Genomic DNA, 24571 nt, shown 5'->3' with positions numbered 1-24571 from the left:
CAGGTAAACATCGGCAACCCACCATCACCCGCCATGCGGACCGGAAGCTCCAATTTTTGTTGGCTCGGGGCCCAAAAACCTCACCAAACCCAACGCGAAACACCATACAGGCAAAAATGAGGAGTTTCGTGATGGTTAAGGATGTCGAATTCCGGCCGGAAAGCTTCCTTGGAGCCATTACGAATTGTCGTGCTGCATCTAGATCTAGTATGCTGCAGAAGAAGCGCTTTGGGGTTTCAGGCATCGATGACGGCATAGAGTGTCGAACCGGGAGCGCCAGGTCGTTGCTTAGCAAGGGTGCCCGGGCGGTAGGCAGGCGTTTAAATTCCGGGACGTGTTCAGTAACAACCTGGGCCGCGCACAAATCCCTGCCTTCCGCTCCCGGAGTTCCAGCTTCAGGACCTTGAAGGCCTGCAACATGCCTTGGGGCGGACCGAAGGGTGTGAGGCCTCGTTCCTCAGTCTTGCAGCGGCCTCTCTCATGATGACCCCGGTGCCGGTGGCGCACCAGCCTGCCGGTCCAGAGCAGAAGCGATCATGAAGCACACAACAACGCCCGGTTCGCAAAGGAGCTCGCCAGACCAGATCCGCTCTCTGCGACGATGCGTGACACAGGGCAGCACTGCGGAACGCATCTGGTGACGCTCTAATCGAGCCCTAGGCCTAAGAGCGCAGGCCTAGTGACAAGCGAGATCAGCAGACCGGGCTGGGTGGACGCCTAGAGCAGCGAGCCAGACCTTCCCCGCAACACAGCAACAACACGATGGCCCGCCGGCGGGTTGGTATGCGGGCAACGACGAAGACAGCAATCAGCAGAGGCTGTGAAGCCAAGGCGCACTCTCTTAGTTGCTGCAGCGAAGGGCCTGAGTCCGCGACCTTCGAGGCATGAGCGCCTTGGTGAAAGCCGGAACCACCTCTGCCTCTCTTTTTGCCGCGACGCACCCTCTCGGCGGCCGGAGCAGATCTTCCATGGATGATGGTTCAGAGGCAGAATTTTTCGTAAGTATAAATACACCTACTAGGTATATATATACTATTACGATCGACGGCTCTTATTCTAGCATAGATTGCGTCCCCGGTCTCCTACATCTTCCGGTAGAATCTAAACCGCTCAGTTCAGTTCCTGTCCCGGTTTTGAAGAAGGCGTTTCTGCACTTTTTGCCCTCGTGTCAGGGATGCGCCACCAGGCGTCGCCGGATGCGGTGACCGAGGCCGGGGAGAGAAATCTGGCGTGCGGCCCTAGAGATCCGGTTTACGAGCCAACATCCCCGGGGGTGGGGGGGCATGTGCTTGGTCCCTGGGTGCTGCCCCGGGCTCGCCTGACCCCGGCGCGGCGCATTGCGAAAGCACCTCCGAACCGGAGGCCCAAAAACGGCCCGTAGAACGCAAGCCCGCTCTTTGACTAGGGTGGTGGCGAGGAGCACCGAGAAGGCCCTCTGGTGACCCGCTCCGTGGCCTTGGCGGGCCGACAGCGTGCCGAAAGAGGTGTCGACACGTGCCGGGGCGCGCGACCCTGGGCCTCAGAAGGCAACCGGCGAGCGAACAGATTGATCCTAGCTTGCTCGGCAGGCCCGGAGGGGCTGCTTCGCGCAGGGCGGTCGTCCTCTCCGGTCAACCCGGAACGTCAGCGTGTCGCCTGCTTACTGACGAGAGCATCAGCGCTAGGATAGCCGCAGCCGTAGTGACCGCGAAGACGAACATGAGACCGCTGCCTGCGCCCGGTGCCAAGGCGATCTCAGGCAGCCCCCGGCTTCCCAGCGCATAGACCGGTCCCATCGCGGCTGCGCCGGTGATCAATCCGATGTTCCGGGCCAGCGCCAGCAAGCCCGAGGTCGTGCCGCGCCGGTCGGCCGGAGCGCCCGCGAGCAGGGCCTTGCCGTTGGCCGTCTGGAAGATGCCGTAGCCGGCGGTCAGGGTGGCGAGGCTCATCGCGTAGCCCGAGGCACCGAGGGCGTTCGGCAGGACAACCATGCCGAGCGAACCGATGGTCGCGGCACCCAGGCCCCAGAGGACGAGACGTTCTGTCCCGAAACGATCCACGAGCCGTCCGGCGGGCACGCCGATCAGGGCCACCACACCGGGCCCCACGCTCATCAGGAGGCCGGTGGCGACCGGATCAAGACAAAGACCCCGGCTCAGGTAGAACGGGCCAACGACGAGCGTGGTCATCACGATCATGGAGACAAGCATCATCTGCAGGAGGCCGGGCAAGAGCCTGGCGTTGGTCAGCAGGCTCAGGTCGACCAGCGGCGCTGTGGCGCGCAGCTCGACACGGACAAAGGCCAGCAACAGGGCAAAGGCCAGAAGGCCGAGCCCGGCCACCACCACCTGGTTGCCGTAGCCAAGGCGCGAGGCGGTAAAGGCTGCGAGGGCAAGGCCTGACGAGAGCAGCACGATACCGGGAAGATCGAGCCTCGGCCGGGATGCGCTCCCGGTCCGATCGCCCGGCAGCACAGCCGCCAAGACCGCGAAAGCGAAGCCGGCCGCCAGCGCCATGGCGGCAAAGACCGCCCGCCAGCCCCAGGCCTCAACCAGGATACCGCCGAGTGACGGACCGAGCGCGGTGCCCAGGGCAGAGACCGTGGCCAGAAGGCCGAAGGCTCGACCGCTGCGTGCCTTCGGGATGAGATCACCGGCCATGGCCAGCGTCAGGGCCATCATTGCGGCCGCTCCTACACCCTGCAGCGCGCGCAGAGCCACGAGGCTCCACAGCCCGGTGGCCAGCACGCCGCCTGCGGAGGCGAGACCGAAGAGCGCGGTGCCGGTGAGGAGCACGCGTCTGCGGCCGAAGAGGTCGCCCAGCCGACCGGCCGTGACGACCAGGCTCGTCACCGCGACAAGGTAGCCGACGACGACCCACTGCACCTCGACCAGCGGCGCGGCAAAGGCGCGCGCCGTGTCGGGGAGCGCCACGTTGGCGATGCTGGTCCCCAGCGCTGGCAGCAGCGCGGCGAGGGACAGCGCGACAAGAGGATGCCTCACGATCAGGTGCATCTCGCGCCCTCCTCAGCGCTGCGTCGTCGGGGCGGCGACGAGCAGGCCGATCAGGCGGCGCGCGAGGGGCGCAACGACCAGGACCACCGGGAAGGCGATGGCCCAGGAGATGAGCCAGGCCCCGAGCCAGGCCGAGAGGATGCCGTCGAGGGGCGCGGCCCGGAGGGTGGCGATGCCGGACACGATGAGCGACATCATCCCGGAGAGGATCAGCCCGAAGAGGGCCGGGGCGAAGCGGGCAGGCATGGGAGGAACTCCAGTTGTGTGAACTGGCCGCTATCTCGCGCTTGCAGGTGGAATGCGGAAGGCGCAGCATTTGCACTCTATTGTTGCATCAGACGCCATATCTCCGAGGGAGGATGCGATGCCGGACCTGAACCTGCTGATCACGCTCGATGCACTGCTGGCGGAAGGCAGCGTGGCCGGAGCGGCGCGGCGCCTCGGTCTGAGCCCCTCCGCAATGAGCCGCGCGCTGGCGCGGCTGCGGGAGGTCACCGGAGACCCGCTGCTCGTGCGCGCTGGCCGGGGCCTCGTGCCGACGCCGCGCGCGATGGAGCTGCGCGAGAGGGTTGGCGAGCTCGTCGACGGGGCCCGGGAGGTGCTACGGCCTGCGGCGCAGCTCGATCTCGCCCGGTTGGCGCGACGCTTCACCCTGCGCTGCACCGAGGGCTTTGCCGAGAGCTTCGGACCGGCGCTGTTGGAGATCGTTGGTGCAGAGGCGCCGGGGGTGACGCTGGCCTTCACCCTGAAGGAGGACAAGGACAGCGCGCCCCTGCGCGACGGCGCGGTCGACCTCGAGACCGGAGTGATCGATGCCGGAACCGCCCCCGAACTGCGCGCCTATCCGCTCTTCGATGATCGCTGGATTGGCGTTGTGCGCCCCGGTCACCCCCTGGCGCAGTTTGATGATCCGAACAAGATCTACGCTGCGGCTGCGCACATCCAGGTCGAGCGTCGGGGGCTTCACAGTGATGAGATCGATCGTGCAGCCAGCGAAGCAGGGGCAGATCGGCGCGTGCGTGCCGTGGCGGGCGGCTTCGCGACGGCCTTGGCCCTGGCGCGCGCTACTGACCTTGTCGCCACCATTCCGGAACGTCATACGCTCGGACTCCGCCGCGACATGATGAGCTTCGGGCTACCGTTCCCGCTCCCCGGCTTCACCGTCTCGATGCTCTGGCATCCGCGGATTGACGGAGACCTGGGACACCGGTGGTTGCGACAGTGCCTGCGCCGGGCCTGCGCTGTGGCCCTGGCGGGCAAAGAAGAGTGACGTGTCGCTCCTGGACAGCAGCCGGTTGCACAGTTCGAGTTGCGACATAACGGTCGATCATGAACGCGTTCGACTCCCGATGAGGAAAGGCTTGAGTGCCGCCGGTCGGTAGATCCCGTCAAAGTCCTAGAAACTCCGAGTCAAGACCATCCTGATGCGTTTCGGTGCCGGCAGATCTGGGGGACACAAAACTGCCTGTATGTGCCGCAATGGCTCAGGTCTTCGGCCCACCCGGCGCCGGGGTTGAGGCTTGCCGACGGGCGGTCTTCGGACGCGCCAGCATCGGGGCGAGCCGGATGGCCAGCAAGGTGAAGGCGACCGTCCAAAGGAGCGCGGAGAGCGCGAGGCCGCCTTGGAGCCAACCGGCCGCGACCCGGAAGAAGCCGGCTAGGAGAGTCAGGGTGAAGGCGGCGGTCAGGAAAGGACCTGCGGCGAGAGGTCGTCCAGTGTGGCCCATGGTGGCGCGCATCATCACGGCGACTGTCATGCCGCCGATGGCACCGATCCCGAAGAGGTGGGTCGCGGCGGCCTCGGTGGCGAGGGCCAACGCGGCGGCGGAGGCCGCGGCGAGGCCGAGGGGCACGAAGAGATAGGCCAGGTGCAGCATCAGCAGAAGCGGCGAGCGCCAGGTGGTGTGGCCGCACCAGCGGGCGAGGCGGATCAGGTGGAACGCGGCGGCGACGGCGCAGAGCACGGCTGTCGCCAGCGCATCCGGCACGGCGACCCAGGCCAAGAGGGCAAGTGCGCCCGAGGCCAGGGACACGGCATCGAAGCGAATAAACGGCACCGGCAGGGCGGTGGCGCCACGCTGCACCAGCCAGTTGCGGGTGAAGCTGGGCACGATGCGTCCGCCGATCAGAAGAATGAGGAAGATCAGCAGGGCGATGCCCGCGCGGTGGCCGTGCCAGGCGGTGCCGGTGAGGGCGGCCTCGGCGTGGTAGGCGATGTTGGCGAGCCAGAGCAGGCTGACGGGCACCAGGACCTTCAGGTTGCGCCAGTTCCTTCCGGCCACGATCTCCCTCGCGATCATGGCGGCGACGGCGAGCAGAAACGCCTGGTCGACAAGGGCGGTGGCCAGCGCGCCGAGGTGGAAGAGACCGGCCACCGCAAGCCTCCCGGCCAGCCAGAGTGCCAGCAGCGCCGCCAGGGGCCAGCCGCGCGTGGGCAGCCGTCCTGTCCAGTTGGGCACGGCGGTGAAGAGGAAGCCCGCCACCACCGCGCCGCCATAGCCATAGACCATTTCGTGGATGTGCCAGTCGGTGGGCGTGAGGGCAGAGGCCAGCGAAACCCGGCCCGTCCAGACCAGCCACCAGAGCGGGATCACGCCAAGCGCGAAGAGCGTGGCGGCAAGGAAGAAGGGTCGGAACCCGTAGGAAAAGAGGGCTGGGCCGCGATAGGAGGTTGCGGGATGCATGGGCGGCACTCCGGGATTGAAACGGTAACGGGCGGCCCCCAAAGGTCCGCCCGGCGGTCGAGCTTGAAGGAAACTGGGACTACTCGACCCGGGCGAAGAGATCAGCCATCCGGCCTTTCGCCTTGCCTTTGTGTTGCACGGCGGAGGCCTCATCGAGGTTCACCGCCGCGCCGACCTGCAGCAGGGCGATCATGCCCATGGCGTAATGCGGGGTGCATTTGATGCCGTAGAGGCCCTCGGCATCGACGGTCAGCTCGAATTCCTCGTTGTTCTTGGTCTTGAAGCCTTCAACGCCCTCGGGGAGCATGCCCTCGATGCTCTCGACGTTGTGGCCCTTGTCGGTGGGGATGAACTTCACCACATCGCCGGGCGCGGCCTGCACATAGGCGGGTTCGAAGACCATCGCCCCTTCCTCGCCCTTGTTCAGCATCTTCACCTCGTGGGTCTCGGCCCAGCCCGCTCCCGCGGCGAGGGCGAGGGCACCGGCGAGCATCATCTTTGCAAACATCGGACTTTCCTTTCATGCGTATCCGCTTGTTTCGGTTGGGGAGATTTTGCACTAAGTCTCCGAAGCGAACGTTGCTCCGGAACAAACTTGGCGAGCGAAAGTGCCGAAACTCGATGAAAGCCTGCTGACCGGCCTGCCGCCCTTCTCGCTGCTGGAGCGCGGGCAGATCCGCGAGATCCTCAATGCGGCCGTATCGCGCCGTTACGAGGAGGGCACCGAGATTTTTCGCGAGGGGGAGGCCGCGGACCGCTTCTACCTGCTGCTCGACGGCTACCTGCGGGTGGTGCGCACCACGCCGGGCGGCGACCAGATCATCGTGCTGCACATCTCGCCGGGCCAGCTCTTCGGCATTGCCCCGGCGCTCCAGCGCGACACCTACCCGGCCACCTCCATCGCCACCGCCGAGAGCATCGCGCTGTCGTGGCCGGTGCGACTGTGGCCTGATTTCATCGCGAATTATCCGGGCTTCGCCTCCGAAACCTACAAGACGCTCGGGCAGCGGCTGGGGCAGATCCAGGAGACGCTGACGGAGATGGCCACGCAGGCGGTGGAAAAGCGGGTGGCCTGCGCGCTGCTGCGGATGGTCACGCAGAGTGGCCGCAAGGTGCCCGAGGGCATCGAGATTGCCTTTCCGGTGACCCGCCAGAACATCTCGGACATGACGGGCACTACGCTGCACACGGTGAGCCGGCTGCTCTCGGCCTGGCAGAAGGACGGGATCGTGGAATCGACGCGCAAGCATATCACCGTCACCGATCCGCACGCGCTCGTGGAGCTGAGCGGCGCTCAGGGCTGAAGCCGGGCCCCGCGCGCCGCTCCAGCTCGGCGCAAAACGCATCTTCGTCCAGATCATACTCCAGACAGGCATCGGTGAGGGTGTGAAACGGCGCGATCGGGCAGCCGGGGCATAGCATCTTTCGGTCAAGAAATACCGCCACCATCTCGGGCCAGGCCGCGAAGAGCTCCGAGAGCGGCAGGTCGGGGTTGTCGAAATCCGGGCGGCGGCGCATTGCGGGTCCTTTCCGGCTCCAGCCTGCGCCCGGCTTTCGCCCGCTTCTTTGCGCTTCCGCAATATGCGGTCATTCCCGCGCCGGTAGATCTCTTGCATGTGAAACAATCCGACAGGACCGCGACATGTCAGAAATCCTAACCAAATCGCGGGCTAGGAACGTGTTCTACGGGGGATCGATTTTCTTCGTGGTCGTGTTCGTGGCCATGACGGTGCAGAGCCACCGTCACATCGTGCAAACCTCCACCGCCAACATGGAGCTGAGCGACGAGGTGCGCCACGGCAAGCATGTGTGGGAGCGCCACTCTTGCATCAACTGCCACACGCTGCACGGCGAGGGCGCCTATTTCGCCCCCGAGCTGGGCAACGTCATGACCCGCTGGGGTGCGCTGGACGATCCCGAGCTGGCCTACGAAATTCTCGACGGCTGGATGAAGGCCCAGCCCTCCGGCATCGAGGGCCGCCGCCAGATGCCCTTTTTCGAGATCACCGAGGAGGAGATGCGCGCGCTCGCAGAATTCCTCCGCTGGGCCGATCAGACCGACACCCAGAACTGGCCACCGAACGACGCGGGCTGAGTCCAGCGACAGGAGAAAATCATGAAATACCAATCGCAAAAAGTGGCCTACGCCTACTTTGTCGCCGCCATGGCGCTCTTCGGCATTCAGGTGCTGGGCGGGCTGCTGCTGGGCTGGATCTACGTCTCGCCCAACACGCTGTCCGAGGTGCTGCCCTTCAACATCGTTCGCATGATCCACACCAACGCGCTCATCGTCTGGCTGCTGCTCGGCTTCTTCGGCGCGGCATATTACCTCGTGCCCGAGGAGAGCGAGCGCGAGATCTTCTCGGTCAGGCTCGCCTATGTCCAACTGGCGATCCTCGTGGTCGGCACGCTCGGCGCTGTCGGCTCCTACCTGGTGGGCATCCACGGCGGGCGGGAGTTTCTGGAGCAGCCGCTCTGGGTCAAGTTCGGCATCCTCGTCGCCGCCGTGATCTTCCTCGCGAACGTCTCGCTCACCTTTCTGGCAGGGCGCAAGACGGCGATCACCAACATCCTGATGATGGGCCTCTGGCTTCTGTGTCTGCTCTGGGTTTTCGCCTTCATCAACCCCGACAACCTCAGCCTCGACAAGATGTATTGGTGGTTCGTCGTGCACCTCTGGGTCGAGGCGACCTGGGAGTTGGTGATGGCCGCGATCCTGGGCTTCCTGATGCTGAAGCTCACCGGCGTGGACCGCGAGGTGATCGAGAAATGGCTCTACGTCATCGTCGCCACAGCACTGTTCTCGGGCATTCTCGGGACCGGGCACCACTTCTACTGGATCGGCACACCGGGCTACTGGCAATGGGTCGGCTCGATCTTCTCGACCTTCGAGGTGGTGCCCTTCTTCGCGATGATGAGCTTTGCCTTCATCATGGTCTGGAAGGGGCGCAAGAACCACCCGAACAAGGCCGCGCTGCTCTGGTCGCTCGGGGCCTCCACCGTCGCCTTCTTCGGCGCCGGGGTCTGGGGCTTCTTGCACACGCTGCACGGGGTCAACTTCTACACCCACGGCACCCAGATCACCGCCGCCCACGGGCACCTGTCGTTCTACGGCGCCTACGTGGCCCTGAACCTCGCCATGTTCACCTACGCCATGCCAGTGCTGCGAAACCGTGCGCCCTACAACCAGGTGCTCAACATGGCCTCCTTCTGGTTGATGACCGGGGGCATGTGCTTCATGACCTTCACCCTCACCTTCGCCGGCACCATCCAGACCCACATGCAGCGGATCGTGGGCGATTACTACATGGATGTGCAAGACCAGCTCGGCCTGTTCTACCTCATGCGCTTCGGCTCCGGGGTGGCGGTGGTTCTGGGGGCGCTGCTCTTCATCTACGCCATGCTCGTGGCGCGCCGCGAGATCGTGAAGCCGGGCCCCGTGATCGAAGACGTGGCCGTGCCGGGAGAATGAACCATGCGTGACCTGACAAGTGCCGACCTGCCGTTCTACCAGCCCGCCGCCGATGAATGCGCGCTGTTCGAAACGGCCCATGCCAACGGTTTGCCCCTTCTCCTTAAGGGGCCGACCGGCTGCGGCAAGACCCGCTTCGTGGAGCACATGGCCGCAAAGCTCGGCCTGCCGCTCCACACCGTCGCCTGCCATGATGACCTCTCCGCCGCCGACCTGATCGGGCGCTACCTGCTGAAAGGGGGCGAGACCGTCTGGGTCGACGGGCCGCTCACCCGGGCGGTGCGCGAGGGCGGCATCTGCTACCTCGACGAGGTGGTGGAAGCCCGCAAAGACGTGACCGTGGTGCTCCACCCGCTCACCGACGACCGCCGCCGCCTCGTGATCGACCGCACCGGCGAGGAGCTGGCCGCACCGAAGAGCTTCATGCTCGTGGCCAGCTACAACCCCGGCTACCAGAACGTGCTGAAGAAGCTGAAACCTTCGACCCGGCAGCGCTTCGTCTCCATCGGTTTCGAGTTCCCGTCGCCTGAGGTGGAAGTGCCGGTGGTGATGCGCGAAAGCGGGCTCGACGAGGCTCGCGCCACGGCGCTGGTGCGGCTCGGCGGCAAGATTCGCGCGCTGTCGGGGATGGACCTGGAGGAGGGGGTTTCCACCCGCCTGCTGATCTATGCCGCCACGATGATCGCGGGCGGCATGGCGGTGGATCGGGCTCTTGAGGCGGCAATAATCGCGCCGCTCAGCGACGATCCGGACACCCAAGCCGCGCTCCGCGACCTCGCCGCCGTGATCTACGGGTGAGCGCCATGATGCAACTGCTCGACCTGATGGAGCCGGAAGAGACCGTCGGCAACCTCTGGCACGACATGGCGTCGCGGATCGGTGCGGCGTCGGGTGCGGCGGGCGAGGCAGTAGCTCTGGAGGAGATGCGGGCCTCTGTCGCGGCTCTGTTCCGGGCGCTGGGCGGCGGAGCGGGGGTGGAAATTGCCGCCGCGCCGCTTGCTGCCTCCAGCCACCGCACCGGATGGCTGCGCCGGGTCGGCACGCCGCGCGAGCAGGTGCACCTGGCAGATTTCGACGGCGACCGTCTGCGCCTGCCGCCGGTGATCGACAGCTTTCCGACAAGGGCGCTGAACCGCGCCTGTTACCTCTGGCTCGCCGCGTTGGCCGCCTGCGTGGAAATGCCCGAGCCGGAGGCCGATCCGCTCGCGGCCGACCGGGCCGAAATCGCCACGCTGGCGACGGCCTCCGACCGTGCCTATGCCGCCTGTCCGGGGTTGCGACGAGCCTATGAGTCGCTGTGCCGCCATGTGGTGCAGACCCGTCAGCGCAGCGGCTTGCCGCGGTGCGAGGCCGGAGTGGAGCAACTGGTGCTCGACCAACTTTCGGGCCGCGCACAAGCTGAGGAATGCCTCGCCTGCCCCGCGCCGCGCGGGTATCGCAGCTATGCGCCGGTGCCAGTCTGGCTGCGGCTCCACCCGCGGTCCGGCGGCGGTAAGGCCCCCGCCGAGGCCAGCGACGCGCCCGCCCCAGCGATGGCGCTGGCGGCGCGCAAGGACGCCCGCCGGGAGGACCGCGACCAGGCCAACCGGCGTGACAGTTTCATCGTCCACCGCTTCGAGTCGATCCTCTCCTGGGCCGAAAGCCTCAACCTCAACCGCATGGTCGATGACGACGATCAGGACAACGCCGCCAAGGCCGCCGAGGATCAGGACCACCTGACGCTAAGCCAGAACCTTAAGCGCGCCGCCACGCGGCTGCGGCTCTCGCTCGACCTCGCGCCGCAGGACGCCGACCACGAGCGGCTGGCGGGCGCCTTTACCTACCCGGAGTGGAACCGGCGCAGCGGCACCTACATGCCCGACCATACCCGCGTGCTGGAGGCCGAGGCCGCGCCCGCGCAGGACTACGCCCCCGATGCCCGGCTGGTGGCGCGGGTCAAGCGGCAGTTCGCGCCGCTGCATCCCCGCCGGGTGGTGCTGCCCCGGCAGATCGACGGCGACGACCTCGACCTCGACGCGGTGGTGACCTCGCGCACCGATATCACCAGCGGTCACGAGGGCAGCGACCGGGTGTGGCAGGCGGGCAGGGCGGTGGCGCGCGACCTGTCGGTGGCGATCCTGATGGACTGCTCGCGCTCCACCGAGGCCGCCATCGGCGAGACCTCGGTGATCGAGGTGGCGCGCCAGGCGCTTTCTGCGCTGGCCGAGGGCATCGACACGGCGGGCGACCGGCTGGGGATCTGGGGCTTCTCCTCGCTCCGGCGCGACCGGGTGTTCCTGCACCGCGCCAAGCGCTTTGACGAGCCGGTGAGCGGCGCGGTCACGGCGCGGATCGGCGGGCTCCGGCCCGGCCACTACACCCGGCTCGGCGCCGCGATCCGGCATGTCTCGGCGCAGCTTGCCGAGGAGGGCGCCGCGCGCCGGTTGCTGCTGGTGCTCACCGACGGCAAGCCCAACGACCTCGACCATTACGAGGGCCAGCACGGTATCGAAGACAGTCGCATGGCTGTGCGCGAGGCCCGGGCGCTGGGGCAATCGGTGCATGGCGTCATCGTCGACGAGGACGGGCAGGACTGGTTTGCCCACATCTTCGGACGCGGCGGTTTCACCCTGCTGCCGCACCCTGAGCGTCTGCCCCGCGCCCTGCCCGATATCTACCAGACCCTGACCATGGAGAGCTGACATGACACGTATCCTCACCCTCGCCGCACTCGTCCCCGCGCCGCTGCTGGCGGCCCCCTTCGAGCGCCCGATTCCGCAGCCGCAGACCGAGACGGCGGAGTTCTGGTTCTTCGTCGGATCGGTGGCGCTGGTGCTTTCGCTGGTAGCGGTCCAGTGGCTTGTGAGCCGGCGATGAGGCCGGGCTGGAAACTGCTGGCGGGCCTCTATCCCTTCGCAGCGGGGGCAATGGGGGTGAACCTGTTCTTTGCCTCGCTGATCGGCTCCTGGCTGGGCTGGCCGGTGCTGACGCCCTGGCAATCGGCCGCCGGGGGGCTGGTGATCGGCCTGCCCGCGACATGGGCCTTCGCCTGCCATATCGTGCGGCTGATGAAACAGGCGGAGGGCGAGTGACGGGGTGGGCGGAATACGGGCTGGCGTTGGGGCTCTTCGTCGCCAGCCATTTCCTTCCGCGCCTCGGCGGGCTGCGGGAGCGGCTGATCGGGGCGCTGGGGCGGCGGTTGTATTTCAGCCTCTACGGGCTACTCTCCCTTGCCCTGCTGGCGTGGCTCATCTCCGCCGCGATCCGCGCGCCCTACGTGGAGCTCTGGCCACAGATGCCGTGGGCCCGCTGGGTGCCCAACATCGCCATGCCGCTCGCGGTGATCCTCGCCACATGCGGCATCGGCATGGCCCAGCCCTTCACCCTCGGCGGACGGCGCGGGGTGGCGCTCGACCCTGTGGCGCCCGAATTTGCCGCGATCTCCCGCCACCCGCTATTCTTGGCCCTTGCGCTCTGGTCCGCCGCGCATCTGGTGCCCAATGGCGACGCGGCGATGGTGGTGCTCTTCGGCAGTTTCCTCCTTATGGCCCTCGCGGCGATCCCGGCCTTCGACGCTAAGGCCCGCCGCGTGCTGGGAGACGTGGCGCCGGGATTCTTCGCCAGCACGGCGGTGCTTTCGCTCCGGCCCCTGGGGGATGCGGCTTGGCTCCGGGCCAACGGCCGACGCCTTGCTCTTCGCACCGCACTCGGTCTCGTGCTCTGGGCCGGGCTCCTGCTCCTGCACGCCCCGGTCAGCGGTGCCTCGCCCCTGCCGCTCTGAAGCGCGCTCTCTTGACGAAGATCAAGGAGCGAGCCGGGCAATTCCCCTAGGTTGCATGCGAACAGGGCAGACTTTCCCGAATCCACTCGTTGTGGCAGAGTGAAGCCACGTCAATTCGCGCGCCGGTTTCGGTCCGGCAGCGAGCGCAAAGGCCAGGTCGTCTATGACAACCGAGCACAGCAGACGCAACTTCCTGCGCGGGCGGCTCTCGGAGCCGAAGCCGCCAAGGATGCGACCGCCGGGCGCGCAGGCGGGGTTTGCGAGCCTTTGCACCCATTGCGGCGACTGTGCCCGCGCCTGCCCCGAGGCGATCATCGTGAGGCACCCTTCGGGCGAGCCGGTGGTGGATTTCAGCTACGGCGCCTGCACCTTCTGCAACGCCTGCACCGAGGCCTGCGAGGCGGGCGCGCTGAAGCCCGCCGCGCCGGAGGACTGGCCGTGGCGGGCGACGATCGTCACCAACTGCTTCGCCCTCAACGGCGTTTTCTGCCGCAGCTGCGAGGACGCCTGCGAACCGCGCGCCATCCGGTTCCGGCTGATGACCGGGGGCCGGTCGGCACCCGTCCTGGACCAGAATCAATGCACCGGCTGCGGCGAATGTGCATCGACTTGCCCGGCGGGCGCGATCGCATTCGAGATGCCGAGGCTCGCAGCGGAGGAGAAACGCGCATGAACATCTGTGGATGCCTTGTGCACGTCGCGCGAGACGTGGTGACGGAGGCCCGCGCGGCGATGGAGGCGACGCCGGGCGTGGAGGTGCACGCCCAGACCGACGACGGCCGCCTCGTGGTTGTGGTCGAAGACACCGACGCGGCCTTTGCCTCGGACACCATCATGGGCCTGCACCAGATCCCGGGCGTGATCTCGCTAACGCTCAACTACCACCATTTCGAAGACCCCGCGCCCTGCGCCGCCCCCTTTCCCAGCCGGAGACCTGACGCATGACCCTCTCGGAATCCCGCCGCAGCTTTCTCAAGGCCACCGCCGCGGCCAGCACCGCCGCCGCCGCCGGGCTCTCCCTGCCGGGCGAGGCCCTCGCCCAGACGCCGGGCAATGCAGACATTCGCTGGGACAAGGCCCCCTGCCGGTTCTGCGGCACCGGCTGTTCCGTGCTGGTGGGCACCAAGGAGGGCCGCGTGGTGGCCACCCAGGGTGACCCGGAGGCCCCGGTGAACCGAGGGCTGAACTGCATCAAGGGCTATTTCCTGTCGAAGATCATGTATGGCGCCGACCGTCTGACCACGCCGCTGCTGCGCAAGTCGAACGGGGTCTACGACAAGAACGGCGAGTTCGAGCCGGTGAGTTGGGACGAGGCCTTCGACGTGATGGCGCAGAAGTGGAAGGAAGCGCTGGCCTCCAAGGGGCCGACCTCCGTGGGCATGTTCGGCTCGGGCCAGTGGACTGTTTGGGAGGGATACGCCGCCGCCAAGCTGATGAAAGCGGGCTTCCGCACCAACAACATCGACCCCAATGCGCGGCACTGCATGGCCAGCGCCGTGGTGGGCTTCATGCGCGCCTTCGGCATCGACGAACCGATGGGCTGCTATGACGACTTCGAGCACGCGGATACCTTCGTGCTCTGGGGCTCCAACATGGCCGAGATGCACCCGATCCTGTGGTCGCGCCTCACCGACACGCGTCTGACCAAGCCCGGCGCCGAGGTGCATGTGCTCTCGACCTTTGAGCACCGTTCCTTCGAACTGGCCGACAACGGCATGGTCTTTGCCCCGCAGACCGACCTCGCGATTCTGAACTACATCGCCAACTACATCATCCAGAACGATGCGGTGAACTGGGACTTCCTCGAGAAGCACGTCAACATCACCAAGACCGCCACAGACATCGGGTATGGCCTGCGCGACACCGACCCGCGTCAGGAGGAGGCGGAAAACCCCAACTCGGGCGAGCTGACACCAATCGACTTCGACGAATACGCCAAGGCGGTGGCGCCATATACCGCCGAGTATGTCTCGGAGCTGTCCGGCGTGCCGGTGCACCAGCTCGAGAAGCTGGCGCAGCAATATGCCGATCCGAACCGCAAGGTGATGAGCCTCTGGACTATGGGCTTCAACCAGCACACGCGGGGCAGCTGGGCCAATGGCTCGGTATACAACATCCATCTTCTGACCGGAAAGATCTCGGAGCCGGGCAACTCGCCGTTCTCGCTCACCGGCCAGCCCTCGGCCTGCGGCACGGCGCGCGAGGTGGGCACCTTCGCTCACCGGCTGCCTGCCGACATGGTGGTGACGAACGACGAACACCGCGCGATCTGCGAGGCAACCTGGAAGATTCCGACCGGCACCATCCCGCCCAAGCCGGGCCTGCATGCGGTGGCCCAGAACCGGGCGCTGAAGGACGGCACGCTCAATGCCTACTGGGTGCAGTGCAACAACAACATGCAGGCGGCGGCCAACATCAACGAGGAAGGCTATCCGGGCTACCGCAACTCCGAGAACTTCATCACCGTTTCCGACCCCTACCCGACGGTCACCGCGATGAGCGCCGACCTGATCCTGCCCACCGCCATGTGGGTGGAAAAGGAGGGAGCCTACGGCAATGCCGAACGCCGCACCCAGTTCTGGCGTCAGCAGGTGATGGCACCGGGTGAGGCTAAGAGCGACCTCTGGCAGCTGATGGAGTTTGCCAAGCGGTTCACCGTGGAGGAGGCCTGGGGCGAGGATCTGGTGGCCACCATGCCCGAGCTGGCCGGCAAGACGCTCTACGAGGTGCTCTACGAGAACGGCAACGTGAACAGGTTTCCGCTGGAGGAGACGGCGAACGGCTTCGACAACGTGGAGGCCGAGCACTTCGGGTTTTACGTGCAGAAGGGGCTGTTCGAGGAATACGCCAGCTTCGGACGCGGCCATGGGCACGACCTTGCGCCGTTCGACGTCTATCACCAGGCGCGCGGGCTGCGCTGGCCCGTGGTCGACGGGCAGGAAACGCTCTACCGCTTCCGCGAGGGCTACGACTCCTACGTGCCGGAAGGCTCCGAGGTGGCCTTCTACGGCCACAAGGATGGCAAGGCGAAGATCATCTTCTCGCCCTATGAACCGGCTGCCGAGGAGCCGGATGACGAGTTCGATCTCTGGCTTTCCACCGGCCGCGTGCTGGAGCACTGGCACTCGGGCTCGATGACCCGCCGGGTGCCCGAGCTGCACCGGGCCTTCCCCAACGCGGTTGTCTTCATGCACCCCGAGGATGCCGAGGCGCGGGGGCTCAGGCGCGGGCAGGAGATCGAGATCTCCACGCGGCGCGGCAGGATGCTCAGCCGCGTCGAGACCCGGGGCCGCAACAAGCCGCCGCGTGGCCTCGTCTTTGTGCCGTGGTTCGACGAGGGGCAGCTGATCAACAAGCTGACGCTCGACGCCACCTGCCCGCTCTCCAAGGAGACCGACTTCAAGAAATGTGCCTGCAAGGTAGAGCGGGCGTGATGCAGCACCGGGACGCAGACGCGACGGCCTCAACCGCCAGTTCGGCCTGATCCGCCACGAGGGAGAGTGACTATGAAATTGAAAGCCATTGCGGGGATTGCCGCGCTCGCCTCGACCCTGATGGTCTCGGGGCTTGTGCTCGCCCAATCCACCGGCGCGGTGAAATCGCTGCGTGGTGCGGATGTGGAAACCGAGCTGCCGGCGCCAGAACTCTACCGGCAGCAGGAGGGGCGGGAGGTGCGGAACTATCGCCAGCAGCCGCCCGTGATCCCGCATTCGATGGATCAATACCAGATCGACCTGCGCACCAATCAGTGCCTCGCCTGCCATGACTGGAGCACGGCCGGTGAGCGCGGCGCGCCGACGCTGTCGATGACTCACTACCTCGACCGGGACGGCACCCAGCTCGACACGGTGGCGGGCACGCGGTGGTTCTGCAACCAGTGCCACGTGTCGCAGGCCGACGCGCCTGCCCTAGTAGGCAACACCTTCGAAGCCAGCGCGTCGCAGTGAACTGGAACGGGAGGCACGACATGTCCGACAACGAGAACACCCCTCGCCGAGGCCCCCTGCGCCGTCTCTGGACCTGGTTCTGGAGCCCCTCGGGCGTGCTCAGCACCGGTTTCCTGCTGATCGCGGGCTTCATCGGCGGCATCCTGTTCTGGGGCGGCTTTCACTGGTCTTTGGAGCTGACCAACACCGAGGAGTTCTGCACCTCCTGCCATACAATGGAGACCAACCTCGGCGAGTATCGCCAGACTATCCACTACAACAATCACTCCGGCGTGCGGGCGATCTGCTCGGATTGCCACGTGCCGCACGAGTGGCAATACAAGATGAAGGCCAAGATCATGGCCGTGAAGGACGTGTATCACGAGGTTCTGGGCACGATCTCGACACCGGAAAAATACGAGGAGCGCAGGCTCGAGATGGCGGCGGCCGTCTGGAAGAAGATGAAGGCCAGTGACAGCCGAGAGTGCCGCAACTGCCATGCCTTCGAATACATGGATTTCACCATCCAGGAGACCCGCGCCGCCGACAACCACCAGCGCGCCATCGACGAGGGCATGACCTGCATCGACTGCCACCAGGGCATCGCCCATGACCTGCCGCCGGGCTACTTGGAAGAATACGAGCACGTGGTGCAGGAACTGGCCGGCGAGGTGCGTCGTGGCACCGGTGAGGACCTGGCGCAGATCCGCAGCTACCTCGGCACGGCCACCGACTGACCGCTGGAACGGAGACCCACCATGCTCAGCCTTCTCGATCTTCTCGGCACCATCGGTGGCAGCATTCTCGGGCTGCCCGGCATCCTCGGCACCGCCTTCGGGATGATGACGCGCAACTGGTTCGTCGCGGCCGGGCTGGGGGGCATCACCGGGCTACTTTCGCCCCTGGTTCTGGGCGGATCGCATTCCACGCATGTGCCGATCACCCTGACCGAATACGCGGTCTCCATCACTGTCGGCCTCATCGCGGGCCTCGTGGGCTGCGCGATCCGGCACAAGGGCGCCACCGTCTGACCGGACAGGCCCCGGCTCACCCCAGCATTGCGGCCGCGATCCAGGCGTGAACGGCGCGGGCCTCCGCCTTGAGCCGGGTTTCCAGCCCGCCCGCGAACTCGAGGAAGTTCTCTAGGTTGCGCTCACTCACCGCCGCGAGCGCCGGGATGCCCTGCTCCATCGCCAGGGCCAGCACCGGGCAAAAAGCCCCAGCCCGAGGCCTCATGCACGCCGAACTTGTTGAGGATCATCACGTCGGCCCCTGCACCCAGCCGGGCCGCCACCGCTGCGGCGGCCTGCTCCAGCGAGGACGGGTCCAGCCGGCATCCGCGCGCGCCGCCCCGAGCCGTTGCGATATCTCGATGCCGGGCCCGTCTGGCAGGACCGAAAGCTCCATGTCGCAGGGGTGAGCTTCGAGTGAAGGCGCGCGGGTCTGCACCACCCCGGCAACCACTCGGCCCTCGGCCCGGAGCCGCGCGGCGAGGTCCGCCAGCAGCCCGTCTGCTTCGCCACGGGTTTCCGACAGGATGTAACCCAGCCTCATGCCGCCCGCCCGATCCGCGGTGCACGCGAGATCACGCGCATTCCAGCTCCCGGACCTCCGCATAGGCAGCCAGGGCGCCCAGATCGTTAACCAGCACGTCGCGCCGCTGCACCCTGACGCCCTGCTCTCGCAGGCGCCGGAATGCGCGCGAGAGGCTTTCCGGCGAAAGGCCAACCTGCCCGGCGATGAGCGCCTTGTCATAAGGCAGGCGCACCGTGCGGGACCCCTGGCTGCCCTCGGGAACCAGCGAGAGGATGAACTGCGCCGCCCGCTGCGCACCCGAGCGCATCTTGAGTGCTTCGACCTGGCCGACCAGCGCCTGCACCTGGCTTAGGGTGTTTGCTCTCAGCGCGGCGCGGGCCTCCGGGCAGCTGTCGACGAGGGCGAGCAACGCGTCGGCCGGGATCTTCAGCAAAGCGCAGGGGGTGACCGCCTCGGCGTGGGCAAGGTATCTCTCGGCCTCGAGCGCCGCGGAATTGCCGATACTGCGCCCCGGGCCGATGACATCGATGACCGCCTCGCCCCCGCCTGCGGTCACCCGGTAGAGCTTGACCCATCCGGTGAGCACGATGAAGAGGTCATCGGCCGGGCTGTCGCGCGTGAAGATGCGCGCGCCGCGCACAAGCTGACGGGTCGAGCCGGAGGCGATTACCTTGTTCACTAGGGGGCGCGGGCAATCTCTCAGTAGCAGGCAGCGCCGGGCCGCCTCTTCATGTTCGTGGTTCATGGCTCTGTGTTCCGAAGAGGTTCAGGTGTGTGACTGCGCCGGGGCCTCAGCCCTCGCGCACCAGGCGAAAGCCCAGGTGATCGGGCGGAAGGCCCACGGCGCAGCCGCCGACGCTGGCATCGCGGACGAAGTCGATCACCGCCGCCCGGTGCCGCCCTCCGGCGATACGGACGCCGCAGTAGGGCTCGGAAGTCTCGATGCTACCGTCGGCGGCAAGCCGGCCCGTGGTCATGCAGCCATCTGTCCACTCCCAGACATTGCCGCCGAGGTCGGCCAGGCCGAGGCTGTTCAGGCCGAAGCCGCCGCGGGGCCGCAGCGCCGGGCTGGAGCTGCCGCGCAGAAGCACGCCACGCTGGTATTGCGAGAGCATCCGCGCGCCCGGGTCGAGCTCGCCCTCGTCGGGTGCGGCATCGCCCTGGCGCTCGGCGGCGGCGCGTTGCCACTCCGGCTCGCTGGGCAGGCGCCAGATTTCGCCGGTCTGTCGGGAGAGCCAGGCGGCATAGGCCGTTGCATCGGACCAGTTCACCATGGTCTGGGCGTAGCCACCCTCGCCCGTGCCCACGTCTTCGCAGGCGCCGTCGGCCACGCAGGCAAGGTATTCGGCCCGCGAGACCTGGTATTTCATGATCTCGAACGCTCCGACCTCGAGCTGGCGGATGCCCGGCGTGCTAGCCTTGCCGTCGCGGCTGAAGTTGCCGAGGGGGCGAAAGGCGATCTGGCCGGGTGCGACCCTTACGGTCTCGGGCAGGGCCATATTGGAGCGGGTGTGCGGGCGCGGCGCCACGGCTGCCAGCGCAGCGATGCCTGCGGCCACGACGCAGCCTGCGAGGATGGCTTTCTTTCGCATGATCGGTGTCCTTCGATGCCGAGAGGGTGGCCGGATTGCCCGGCCACCCCGCCACCTCCCTGGTGGGCCGGCCGCCTTACGGAAGTGCGGTCTTGCCTTCGTAGGCGGCGTTGTATTCGACCGGGGCTTGGACCTGCTCCATCAGGTCGTTGTTCCAGTCGCCCTCCACCACCACGTGCGCGGTGGCACCGAGGTTCACCGCCTCGATGAGGTTGTGGTTCACGTAGGCGTAGACGCCGGGCTGGAGGAACTCGTAGAGCGCCGCCCCGGCAGAGCCGCCGCGGATGAACCAGGTTTCAAGGTCGCGTTCCGGCGGGTTGTTGAACTTGCCGGTCTCCCAGACCAGGTCGCCGTGGCCGCCGATCAGGTGCGGGCGGCTGTCGCGGTTGGCCTGGCTGTGGACGAAGAGCACCTTTTCGCCCTGCGCGGCGTGCAGCGCATTGTCGCCGGTCAGCGCGCCGACCTTGCCGTTGAACACCACATGGGTCGGGATCAGCCCGTTCATCACCTCGAGCGTGTCGGGATAGCTCTCGCCCACGTCGGCAAAGCGCATATAGTCGCCGTTCTCGTCCTTCGGGATGTAGAAGTCGTTCTCGCCGATGTAGAACACGCGGTCGTAGCGGACCGGCTTGCCCTCGTGGTCCTTCAGCCCGTCGCGCGGCAGCACCATGATGGCGCCCGACATGCCGCTGACCACGTGCCAGGGGATCATCGGGCCGCCCGGGGCGCAGTGGTAGACGAAAGTGCCGGGGCGGGTGGCCTTCCAGCGGAGCACGGTCTTTTCGCCGGGGTTAATCAGGGTCAGCGAGCCGCCGCCCAGGGCCCCCGTGGCCGAGTGGAAGTCGATGTTGTGCTGCATCAGGTTCTCGGGCGAGTTATAGAGCGTCAACTCCACGTAATCGCCCTCGTGCACCACCATCAGCGGGCCGGGGATGGAGCCATTGAAGGTCATCGCCTGGAGGTAGGCGCCGCTGTCGACCTCGACCTCCTTCTCGACGATCTGCATCTCGAACTCCACGATGCGCGGCTCGCCGGGGGCCTCCTGATCGTGCTCGTGCACGAAGGGCGGGCGGACCAGCTTGCGCTTGATGCGCTGCAGGTTCGACAGATCGACCGGGGCGGCCATGGAGGTATCCATAATCTCCTCGGCCTTGGCGCGGCTGGTCAGCATGGGGATGGACGCCAGCACGGCGGCCCCCATCAGCGCGGCACGTCTCGTCAGCATCTCGGTTCTCCTTCTGCAACGGATTGCTGTCGCTCCGGAGTCTATGAGAACCGGCGGCGCCAAACGTTGCTGGAACGCAAACTTCCGGACAGTTGCGCTCTGGCCTGCTGCGCCCCGAAGTATAGGGAGTGGTGCAGTGTCGCGTGGTGTGGCCAAGAGGAGTGGGCAACCGCGGGTGAATCACCCCTCTGGTGGCATTCTCCGGTGCTCTGGCGTGGCATCGAGCATCGCCATCCGCATGCTGTTTGGTGACGGCAAATACCTGTGCCCGTATGCTGCCACCGACTGGAAAATCATTCTGAGGGAGCAGTGTTCGGCGCGTATCCCGCGCCCGAATGGATGGTGGATCGTGAACGAGTGCACACGCCGAGGAGGAAAGGCTGGAGGGCCGCTGATCGGTGGATCCCTTCGAAGTCCTAGGAGATCCACTACTAAACCATCCGGATGCATCTCGGCGCCGGCAGGTATGGGCGACGCAAATCTGCCTCTGATCGACCTAGCCGCAGCGATGACATGGGTGCAATCCACGAGCTCCCGGCACCTCGTGATCAGACTTGCGGACCCGGCTACACGCCTTCGCTGCCCTCGGGTTCTGCGCTGGAATTTCCAACCAAGACGTTGACCAAGGCCTGCAGGCCCATCGGGACAAAGCAGAAGACCGGAGCGATCTTGAAGGCGGTATCGGGGATCTCGAACACCGGCGTTCTGAGGCCGAGAAACTCCCAGACGTGCCAGAGCTGGAGCATCACGTAGCACGACAACAGCACCACCGAGACATCGGTGATGCGCTCACAAAACGCGCGGGCACGCGGGTCGAGCATGTCGACAAGGGCCGTCACCACGATATGGCGGCGGCTCCGGTAAAGCACGAAGGCCATCAGGAACACGATCCAGGTGATGACCAGCCGGGTCAGCTCCGCCGATCCCAAAATGCCCCGCCCCAGAAGGTAGCGCAGCACCACCTCGGCGAGAATTCCGACCACCAGCGCCAGAAGGAGCCCCTGCGAAATCCGCAGGTAGGCCTTGCTGACGTGGCCGAGAAGAGTGTCGAGATGGGTCATGCGCTTGCTCCGGGGCGGGGCGGGGAGGATCACTGGATATCGCGGATCGCGTCGTAGAGACCTGCGCCCCAGAGGCCTTCGGCCTCCTGCTCATGCGCAGCGGCGGTGAGCTTTTCGGCAAAGGCGGCGCGGTCGACCTCGATGATGGTGGCACCGTCGGCCTTGAGCTGGTCCGCGATGGTGGCGGCGGCCTCCTCGATCAGCTCCTTGGAATAGTCCGAGGCCACGGCGGCGGCATCGAGCAGAATCTGCTGTTGCGCCTCGTCGAGCTGGCCCCAACGCATCCCGTTCATAGCCACGGTGATCGAGTCATACACGTGGTTGGTGCGGGTAACATAGGGCGCGGCAAGGTGGAACTTCTGGCTCAGCACCGAGTCGTAGGGGCTTTCCATCGCGTCGGTCATGCCGGTCTTCAGCGCCTGGAAGCTATCGGCCCAAGGCACCTGCGTGGGGTTGGTGCCCAGCGTGGCCCAAGTCTTGATGTAAGAGGGAATGCCCGGCACCCGGAACTTGAGACCAGTCAGATCGTCGGGAGTGTTCACCGGCTTGGTCGAGACCACCACGCGCGGCAGCTTGGCCCAATCGTCCCCGATCATCTTGATCCCCGCTTCCTCCAGCAGCTTGTCCTCCATCGCCGTGGCCATGTCGCTGTCGAGAAAGGCCTGAAAATGATCGCCGTCGCGGAAAGTGAAGCCCCATGAGACGACGTTGAAATCTTTCTCGAAGTTGCCGTAGTTCGACAGGCTCTCCACTACCATGTCGAGCACGCCCGCCCGCATCTGCTGAATCGCCTTCTCGCCCGAGCCGAGCTGGCCGCCGGGAAAGACCTGAATCTCGATGTCGCCGCCGGATTTTTCCGCGACCTCCTCCGCGAACTTCGTCGCGGTCATGCAGGTGGCCGAGGTCTCCGCCGACGGGCAGGCGAGCCGATAGGTCGCGGCCTGCGCGGCGCCTGCAATGGTTGCGGCCGCGAGGGCCAGCGTGGCTGTGTGGATCATCTTCATGGTTGTCCTCCCTTGATGAACTTCGGTGTCGGGTCAGCGTCCGGGCAACAGCAGCTCGCCGGGATATGTCACGATGGACGGGACATAGGTGATGAGCAGCAGCACCAGCAGGATCGGAATGAGAAACGGCAGGATCGCCTTCGCCGTGTCGATGAAGCGGATCTCGGCGATCTCGGTGACGATGTAGAGGCACCAGCCGAGCGGCGGGGTGATGAGGCCCACGGTAAGGTTGAGCACGATCACTACGCCCAGGTGCACCGGGTCGACCCCCAGTGCCACACCCATGCCCACGAGGGTGGGCGTGAAGATGACGAGGATCGAGGTCAGGCTCATGATTGTGCCGAGCAGAAGCAGGATCACGTTCATCGCGAAGAGAAAGGCGATCTGCCCGTAGCCGGAGCGGTGAAAGAACTCGGCCATCGCATCGGGCAGTTGCTCGGTGGTGACGAGCCAGCCGAAGAGCGAGGACATGCCGAGGATGAACATGATCTGGGTGGTGGTGACGAGCGCCTCCTCCAGCATTGGGCCGAGGTTGCACCACTTCATGTCGCCGTAGAGCATCGAGACCACACAGGCATAGGCCACGGCGATCACGCCTGCTTCTGTCGGGGTGACGATGCCAAAGACGAGGCCGGCGAGGATCACGAAGGGCGTGGCCAGCGGTGGCGCGTTGCGGATGAAGCTGCGGCCGATCTCGCAGAGCGAGGCGCGCACCTCGGGCTCCACGCCCTCGCGCTTGGCCGCGAAGTAAACGTAGACCATCATGAAAAGCCCCAGCAGCAAGCCCGGCACCAGCCCGCCGACGAACAGCGCAGGGATCGAGACATCGGTCATCGAACCATAAAGCACCATCAGGATCGAAGGCGGGATGATCGGGCCGATGCAGCTTGAGGCAGCGGTGACCGCGGCGCTGAACGGACGCGAATAGCCCGCCTTCACCATCGCCTTGATCTCGATCCGCCCCAGCCCGGCGGTATCGGCCACCGCCGAGCCGGAGATACCGGCAAAGAACAGGCTGGAGAGAATGTTCACATGCGCCAGCCCACCCCGGATGTGTCCCACCAGCAGCCCGGCGAAGCGGAAGATGCGCTCGGTCACACCCCCCACGTTCATGATCTCGCCCGCCAGCACGAAGAAGGGGATCGCCAGCAACGTGACGCCGCCGAGGCTCTCGACCATCGAGAAGATGAAGATCGAAGGCATCACGTCGCCTAGCAGGATGTAGACCATCGAGGCCACGCCCATCGCAAGCGCGACCGGCGCGCCGATGGCCATGAAAAAGGCAAAGGTGATGAGCAGCGCGGCAAAGGCCATGACG

General features: G+C 66.2%; 29 protein-coding genes. 15 read left to right on the top strand and 14 right to left on the bottom strand.

What is annotated here, in order from left to right:
• Positions 1-1610: 1610 nt before the first annotated feature.
• Entirely contained in the window at positions 1611-2993 is a 1383-nt protein-coding gene (locus ACUXVX_RS03380) for an MFS transporter (RefSeq protein WP_446310369.1), read from the bottom strand.
• Positions 2994-3005: 12 nt separating this feature from the next.
• A complete protein-coding gene (locus ACUXVX_RS03375) occupies positions 3006-3239 on the bottom strand; it encodes a DUF2798 domain-containing protein (protein ID WP_446310368.1) in 234 nt (77 codons plus the stop codon).
• Between the two features lie 118 nt (positions 3240-3357).
• On the opposite strand from ACUXVX_RS03375, the gene ACUXVX_RS03370 reads away from it, so the two are divergent.
• On the top strand, positions 3358-4263 hold the full coding sequence (locus ACUXVX_RS03370) for a LysR family transcriptional regulator (protein ID WP_446310367.1): 906 nt from the start codon (positions 3358-3360) through the stop codon (positions 4261-4263).
• A gap of 214 nt (positions 4264-4477) precedes the next feature.
• Here the strand turns inward: ACUXVX_RS03370 and ACUXVX_RS03365 are convergent, their stop codons facing one another.
• The gene (locus ACUXVX_RS03365) at positions 4478-5677 is read right to left on the bottom strand and encodes an NnrS family protein (protein ID WP_446310366.1); all 1200 of its coding nucleotides are present in this window, start codon (positions 5675-5677) and stop codon (positions 4478-4480) included.
• A 79-nt stretch (positions 5678-5756) separates the two neighbouring features.
• Complete coding sequence (locus tag ACUXVX_RS03360; RefSeq protein WP_446310365.1) at positions 5757-6185, bottom strand: pseudoazurin; 429 nt, start codon at positions 6183-6185, stop codon at positions 5757-5759.
• 100 nt (positions 6186-6285) lie between these two features.
• Here ACUXVX_RS03360 and ACUXVX_RS03355 point away from each other — a divergent pair, with 100 nt between their 5' ends.
• Complete coding sequence (locus ACUXVX_RS03355) at positions 6286-6981, top strand: Crp/Fnr family transcriptional regulator (RefSeq protein ID WP_446310364.1); 696 nt, start codon at positions 6286-6288, stop codon at positions 6979-6981.
• Here the strand turns inward: ACUXVX_RS03355 and ACUXVX_RS03350 are convergent.
• On the bottom strand, positions 6935-7195 hold the full coding sequence (locus ACUXVX_RS03350; protein WP_446310363.1) for a DUF1858 domain-containing protein: 261 nt from the start codon (positions 7193-7195) through the stop codon (positions 6935-6937). The genes ACUXVX_RS03355 and ACUXVX_RS03350 overlap by 47 nt on opposite strands.
• 124 nt (positions 7196-7319) lie before the next feature.
• Between ACUXVX_RS03350 and ACUXVX_RS03345 the strand changes: the two genes are divergently transcribed.
• The 13 genes from ACUXVX_RS03345 to ACUXVX_RS03285 all read left to right on the top strand — a co-directional run bounded on the left by ACUXVX_RS03345 (position 7320) and on the right by ACUXVX_RS03285 (position 17866).
• Complete coding sequence (locus tag ACUXVX_RS03345; protein WP_446310362.1) at positions 7320-7772, top strand: c-type cytochrome; 453 nt, start codon at positions 7320-7322, stop codon at positions 7770-7772.
• A 21-nt stretch (positions 7773-7793) separates the two neighbouring features.
• Positions 7794-9149 carry a cbb3-type cytochrome c oxidase subunit I gene (locus tag ACUXVX_RS03340; protein WP_446310361.1) on the top strand — a complete coding sequence of 452 codons (1356 nt, stop codon included), beginning with the start codon at positions 7794-7796 and terminating at the stop codon, positions 9147-9149.
• Positions 9150-9152: 3 nt separating this feature from the next.
• Positions 9153-9947: an AAA family ATPase gene (locus ACUXVX_RS03335; RefSeq protein ID WP_446310360.1), complete on the top strand. Its 795-nt coding sequence runs from the start codon at positions 9153-9155 to the stop codon at positions 9945-9947.
• Between the two features lie 5 nt (positions 9948-9952).
• Positions 9953-11830 carry a VWA domain-containing protein gene (locus ACUXVX_RS03330; protein WP_446310359.1) on the top strand — a complete coding sequence of 626 codons (1878 nt, stop codon included), beginning with the start codon at positions 9953-9955 and terminating at the stop codon, positions 11828-11830.
• A 1-nt stretch (position 11831) separates the two neighbouring features.
• The gene (locus ACUXVX_RS03325) at positions 11832-12005 is read left to right on the top strand and encodes a hypothetical protein (protein ID WP_446310358.1); all 174 of its coding nucleotides are present in this window, start codon (positions 11832-11834) and stop codon (positions 12003-12005) included.
• Positions 12002-12220 (top strand): NnrT protein, encoded by a 219-nt coding sequence (locus ACUXVX_RS03320; RefSeq protein WP_446310357.1) that lies wholly within the window; start codon positions 12002-12004, stop codon positions 12218-12220. The genes ACUXVX_RS03325 and ACUXVX_RS03320 overlap by 4 nt, the downstream gene beginning before the upstream one ends.
• Positions 12217-12909, top strand: coding sequence for an NnrU family protein (locus tag ACUXVX_RS03315; protein WP_446310356.1), 693 nt, complete (start codon positions 12217-12219; stop codon positions 12907-12909). Before ACUXVX_RS03320 ends, ACUXVX_RS03315 begins: the two co-directional genes overlap by 4 nt.
• Before the next feature lie 163 nt (positions 12910-13072).
• On the top strand, positions 13073-13582 hold the full coding sequence (gene napF, locus ACUXVX_RS03310; protein WP_446310355.1) for a ferredoxin-type protein NapF: 510 nt from the start codon (positions 13073-13075) through the stop codon (positions 13580-13582).
• Positions 13579-13854: a chaperone NapD gene (locus ACUXVX_RS03305; RefSeq protein ID WP_446310354.1), complete on the top strand. Its 276-nt coding sequence runs from the start codon at positions 13579-13581 to the stop codon at positions 13852-13854. The genes napF and ACUXVX_RS03305 overlap by 4 nt, the downstream gene beginning before the upstream one ends.
• Positions 13851-16343 (top strand): nitrate reductase catalytic subunit NapA, encoded by a 2493-nt coding sequence (gene napA / locus ACUXVX_RS03300; protein WP_446310353.1) that lies wholly within the window; start codon positions 13851-13853, stop codon positions 16341-16343. The genes ACUXVX_RS03305 and napA overlap by 4 nt, the downstream gene beginning before the upstream one ends.
• A gap of 72 nt (positions 16344-16415) precedes the next feature.
• Complete coding sequence (locus tag ACUXVX_RS03295; RefSeq protein WP_446310352.1) at positions 16416-16856, top strand: nitrate reductase cytochrome c-type subunit; 441 nt, start codon at positions 16416-16418, stop codon at positions 16854-16856.
• Between the two features lie 20 nt (positions 16857-16876).
• Complete coding sequence (locus ACUXVX_RS03290) at positions 16877-17572, top strand: NapC/NirT family cytochrome c (RefSeq protein ID WP_446310351.1); 696 nt, start codon at positions 16877-16879, stop codon at positions 17570-17572.
• Between the two features lie 21 nt (positions 17573-17593).
• The gene (locus ACUXVX_RS03285; protein WP_446310350.1) at positions 17594-17866 is read left to right on the top strand and encodes a hypothetical protein; all 273 of its coding nucleotides are present in this window, start codon (positions 17594-17596) and stop codon (positions 17864-17866) included.
• Positions 17867-17882: 16 nt separating this feature from the next.
• On the opposite strand, the gene ACUXVX_RS03280 is transcribed toward ACUXVX_RS03285, so the two are convergent.
• From ACUXVX_RS03280 to ACUXVX_RS03240, 9 genes are all read right to left on the bottom strand, one after another.
• Positions 17883-18071, bottom strand: a complete 189-nt coding sequence (locus ACUXVX_RS03280; RefSeq protein WP_446310349.1) for a DUF2478 domain-containing protein — start codon at positions 18069-18071, stop codon at positions 17883-17885.
• Entirely contained in the window at positions 17989-18165 is a 177-nt protein-coding gene (locus ACUXVX_RS03275; RefSeq protein WP_446311501.1) for a DUF2478 domain-containing protein, read from the bottom strand. Before ACUXVX_RS03275 ends, ACUXVX_RS03280 begins: the two co-directional genes overlap by 83 nt.
• Positions 18096-18389, bottom strand: coding sequence for a DUF2478 domain-containing protein (locus ACUXVX_RS03270; protein WP_446310348.1), 294 nt, complete (start codon positions 18387-18389; stop codon positions 18096-18098). The genes ACUXVX_RS03275 and ACUXVX_RS03270 overlap by 70 nt, the downstream gene beginning before the upstream one ends.
• A 31-nt stretch (positions 18390-18420) precedes the next feature.
• A complete protein-coding gene (locus tag ACUXVX_RS03265; RefSeq protein WP_446310347.1) occupies positions 18421-19050 on the bottom strand; it encodes a Crp/Fnr family transcriptional regulator in 630 nt (209 codons plus the stop codon).
• Between the two features lie 112 nt (positions 19051-19162).
• Positions 19163-19963 carry a formylglycine-generating enzyme family protein gene (locus ACUXVX_RS03260; protein ID WP_446310346.1) on the bottom strand — a complete coding sequence of 267 codons (801 nt, stop codon included), beginning with the start codon at positions 19961-19963 and terminating at the stop codon, positions 19163-19165.
• 76 nt (positions 19964-20039) lie between these two features.
• Positions 20040-21188, bottom strand: coding sequence for a copper-containing nitrite reductase (gene nirK / locus ACUXVX_RS03255; protein WP_446310345.1), 1149 nt, complete (start codon positions 21186-21188; stop codon positions 20040-20042).
• A gap of 566 nt (positions 21189-21754) precedes the next feature.
• On the bottom strand, positions 21755-22249 hold the full coding sequence (locus ACUXVX_RS03250; protein WP_446310344.1) for a TRAP transporter small permease: 495 nt from the start codon (positions 22247-22249) through the stop codon (positions 21755-21757).
• 29 nt (positions 22250-22278) lie between these two features.
• On the bottom strand, positions 22279-23253 hold the full coding sequence (locus ACUXVX_RS03245; protein WP_446310343.1) for a TRAP transporter substrate-binding protein: 975 nt from the start codon (positions 23251-23253) through the stop codon (positions 22279-22281).
• 33 nt (positions 23254-23286) lie between these two features.
• Positions 23287-24567 (bottom strand): TRAP transporter large permease, encoded by a 1281-nt coding sequence (locus ACUXVX_RS03240; RefSeq protein ID WP_446310342.1) that lies wholly within the window; start codon positions 24565-24567, stop codon positions 23287-23289.
• Positions 24568-24571: the final 4 nt, after the last annotated feature.

The organism is Vannielia sp. SX4 (assembly GCF_052828525.1).
Note: the sequence above shows the minus strand (reverse complement) of the source record. Positions and strands in the feature narration are given on the sequence as shown.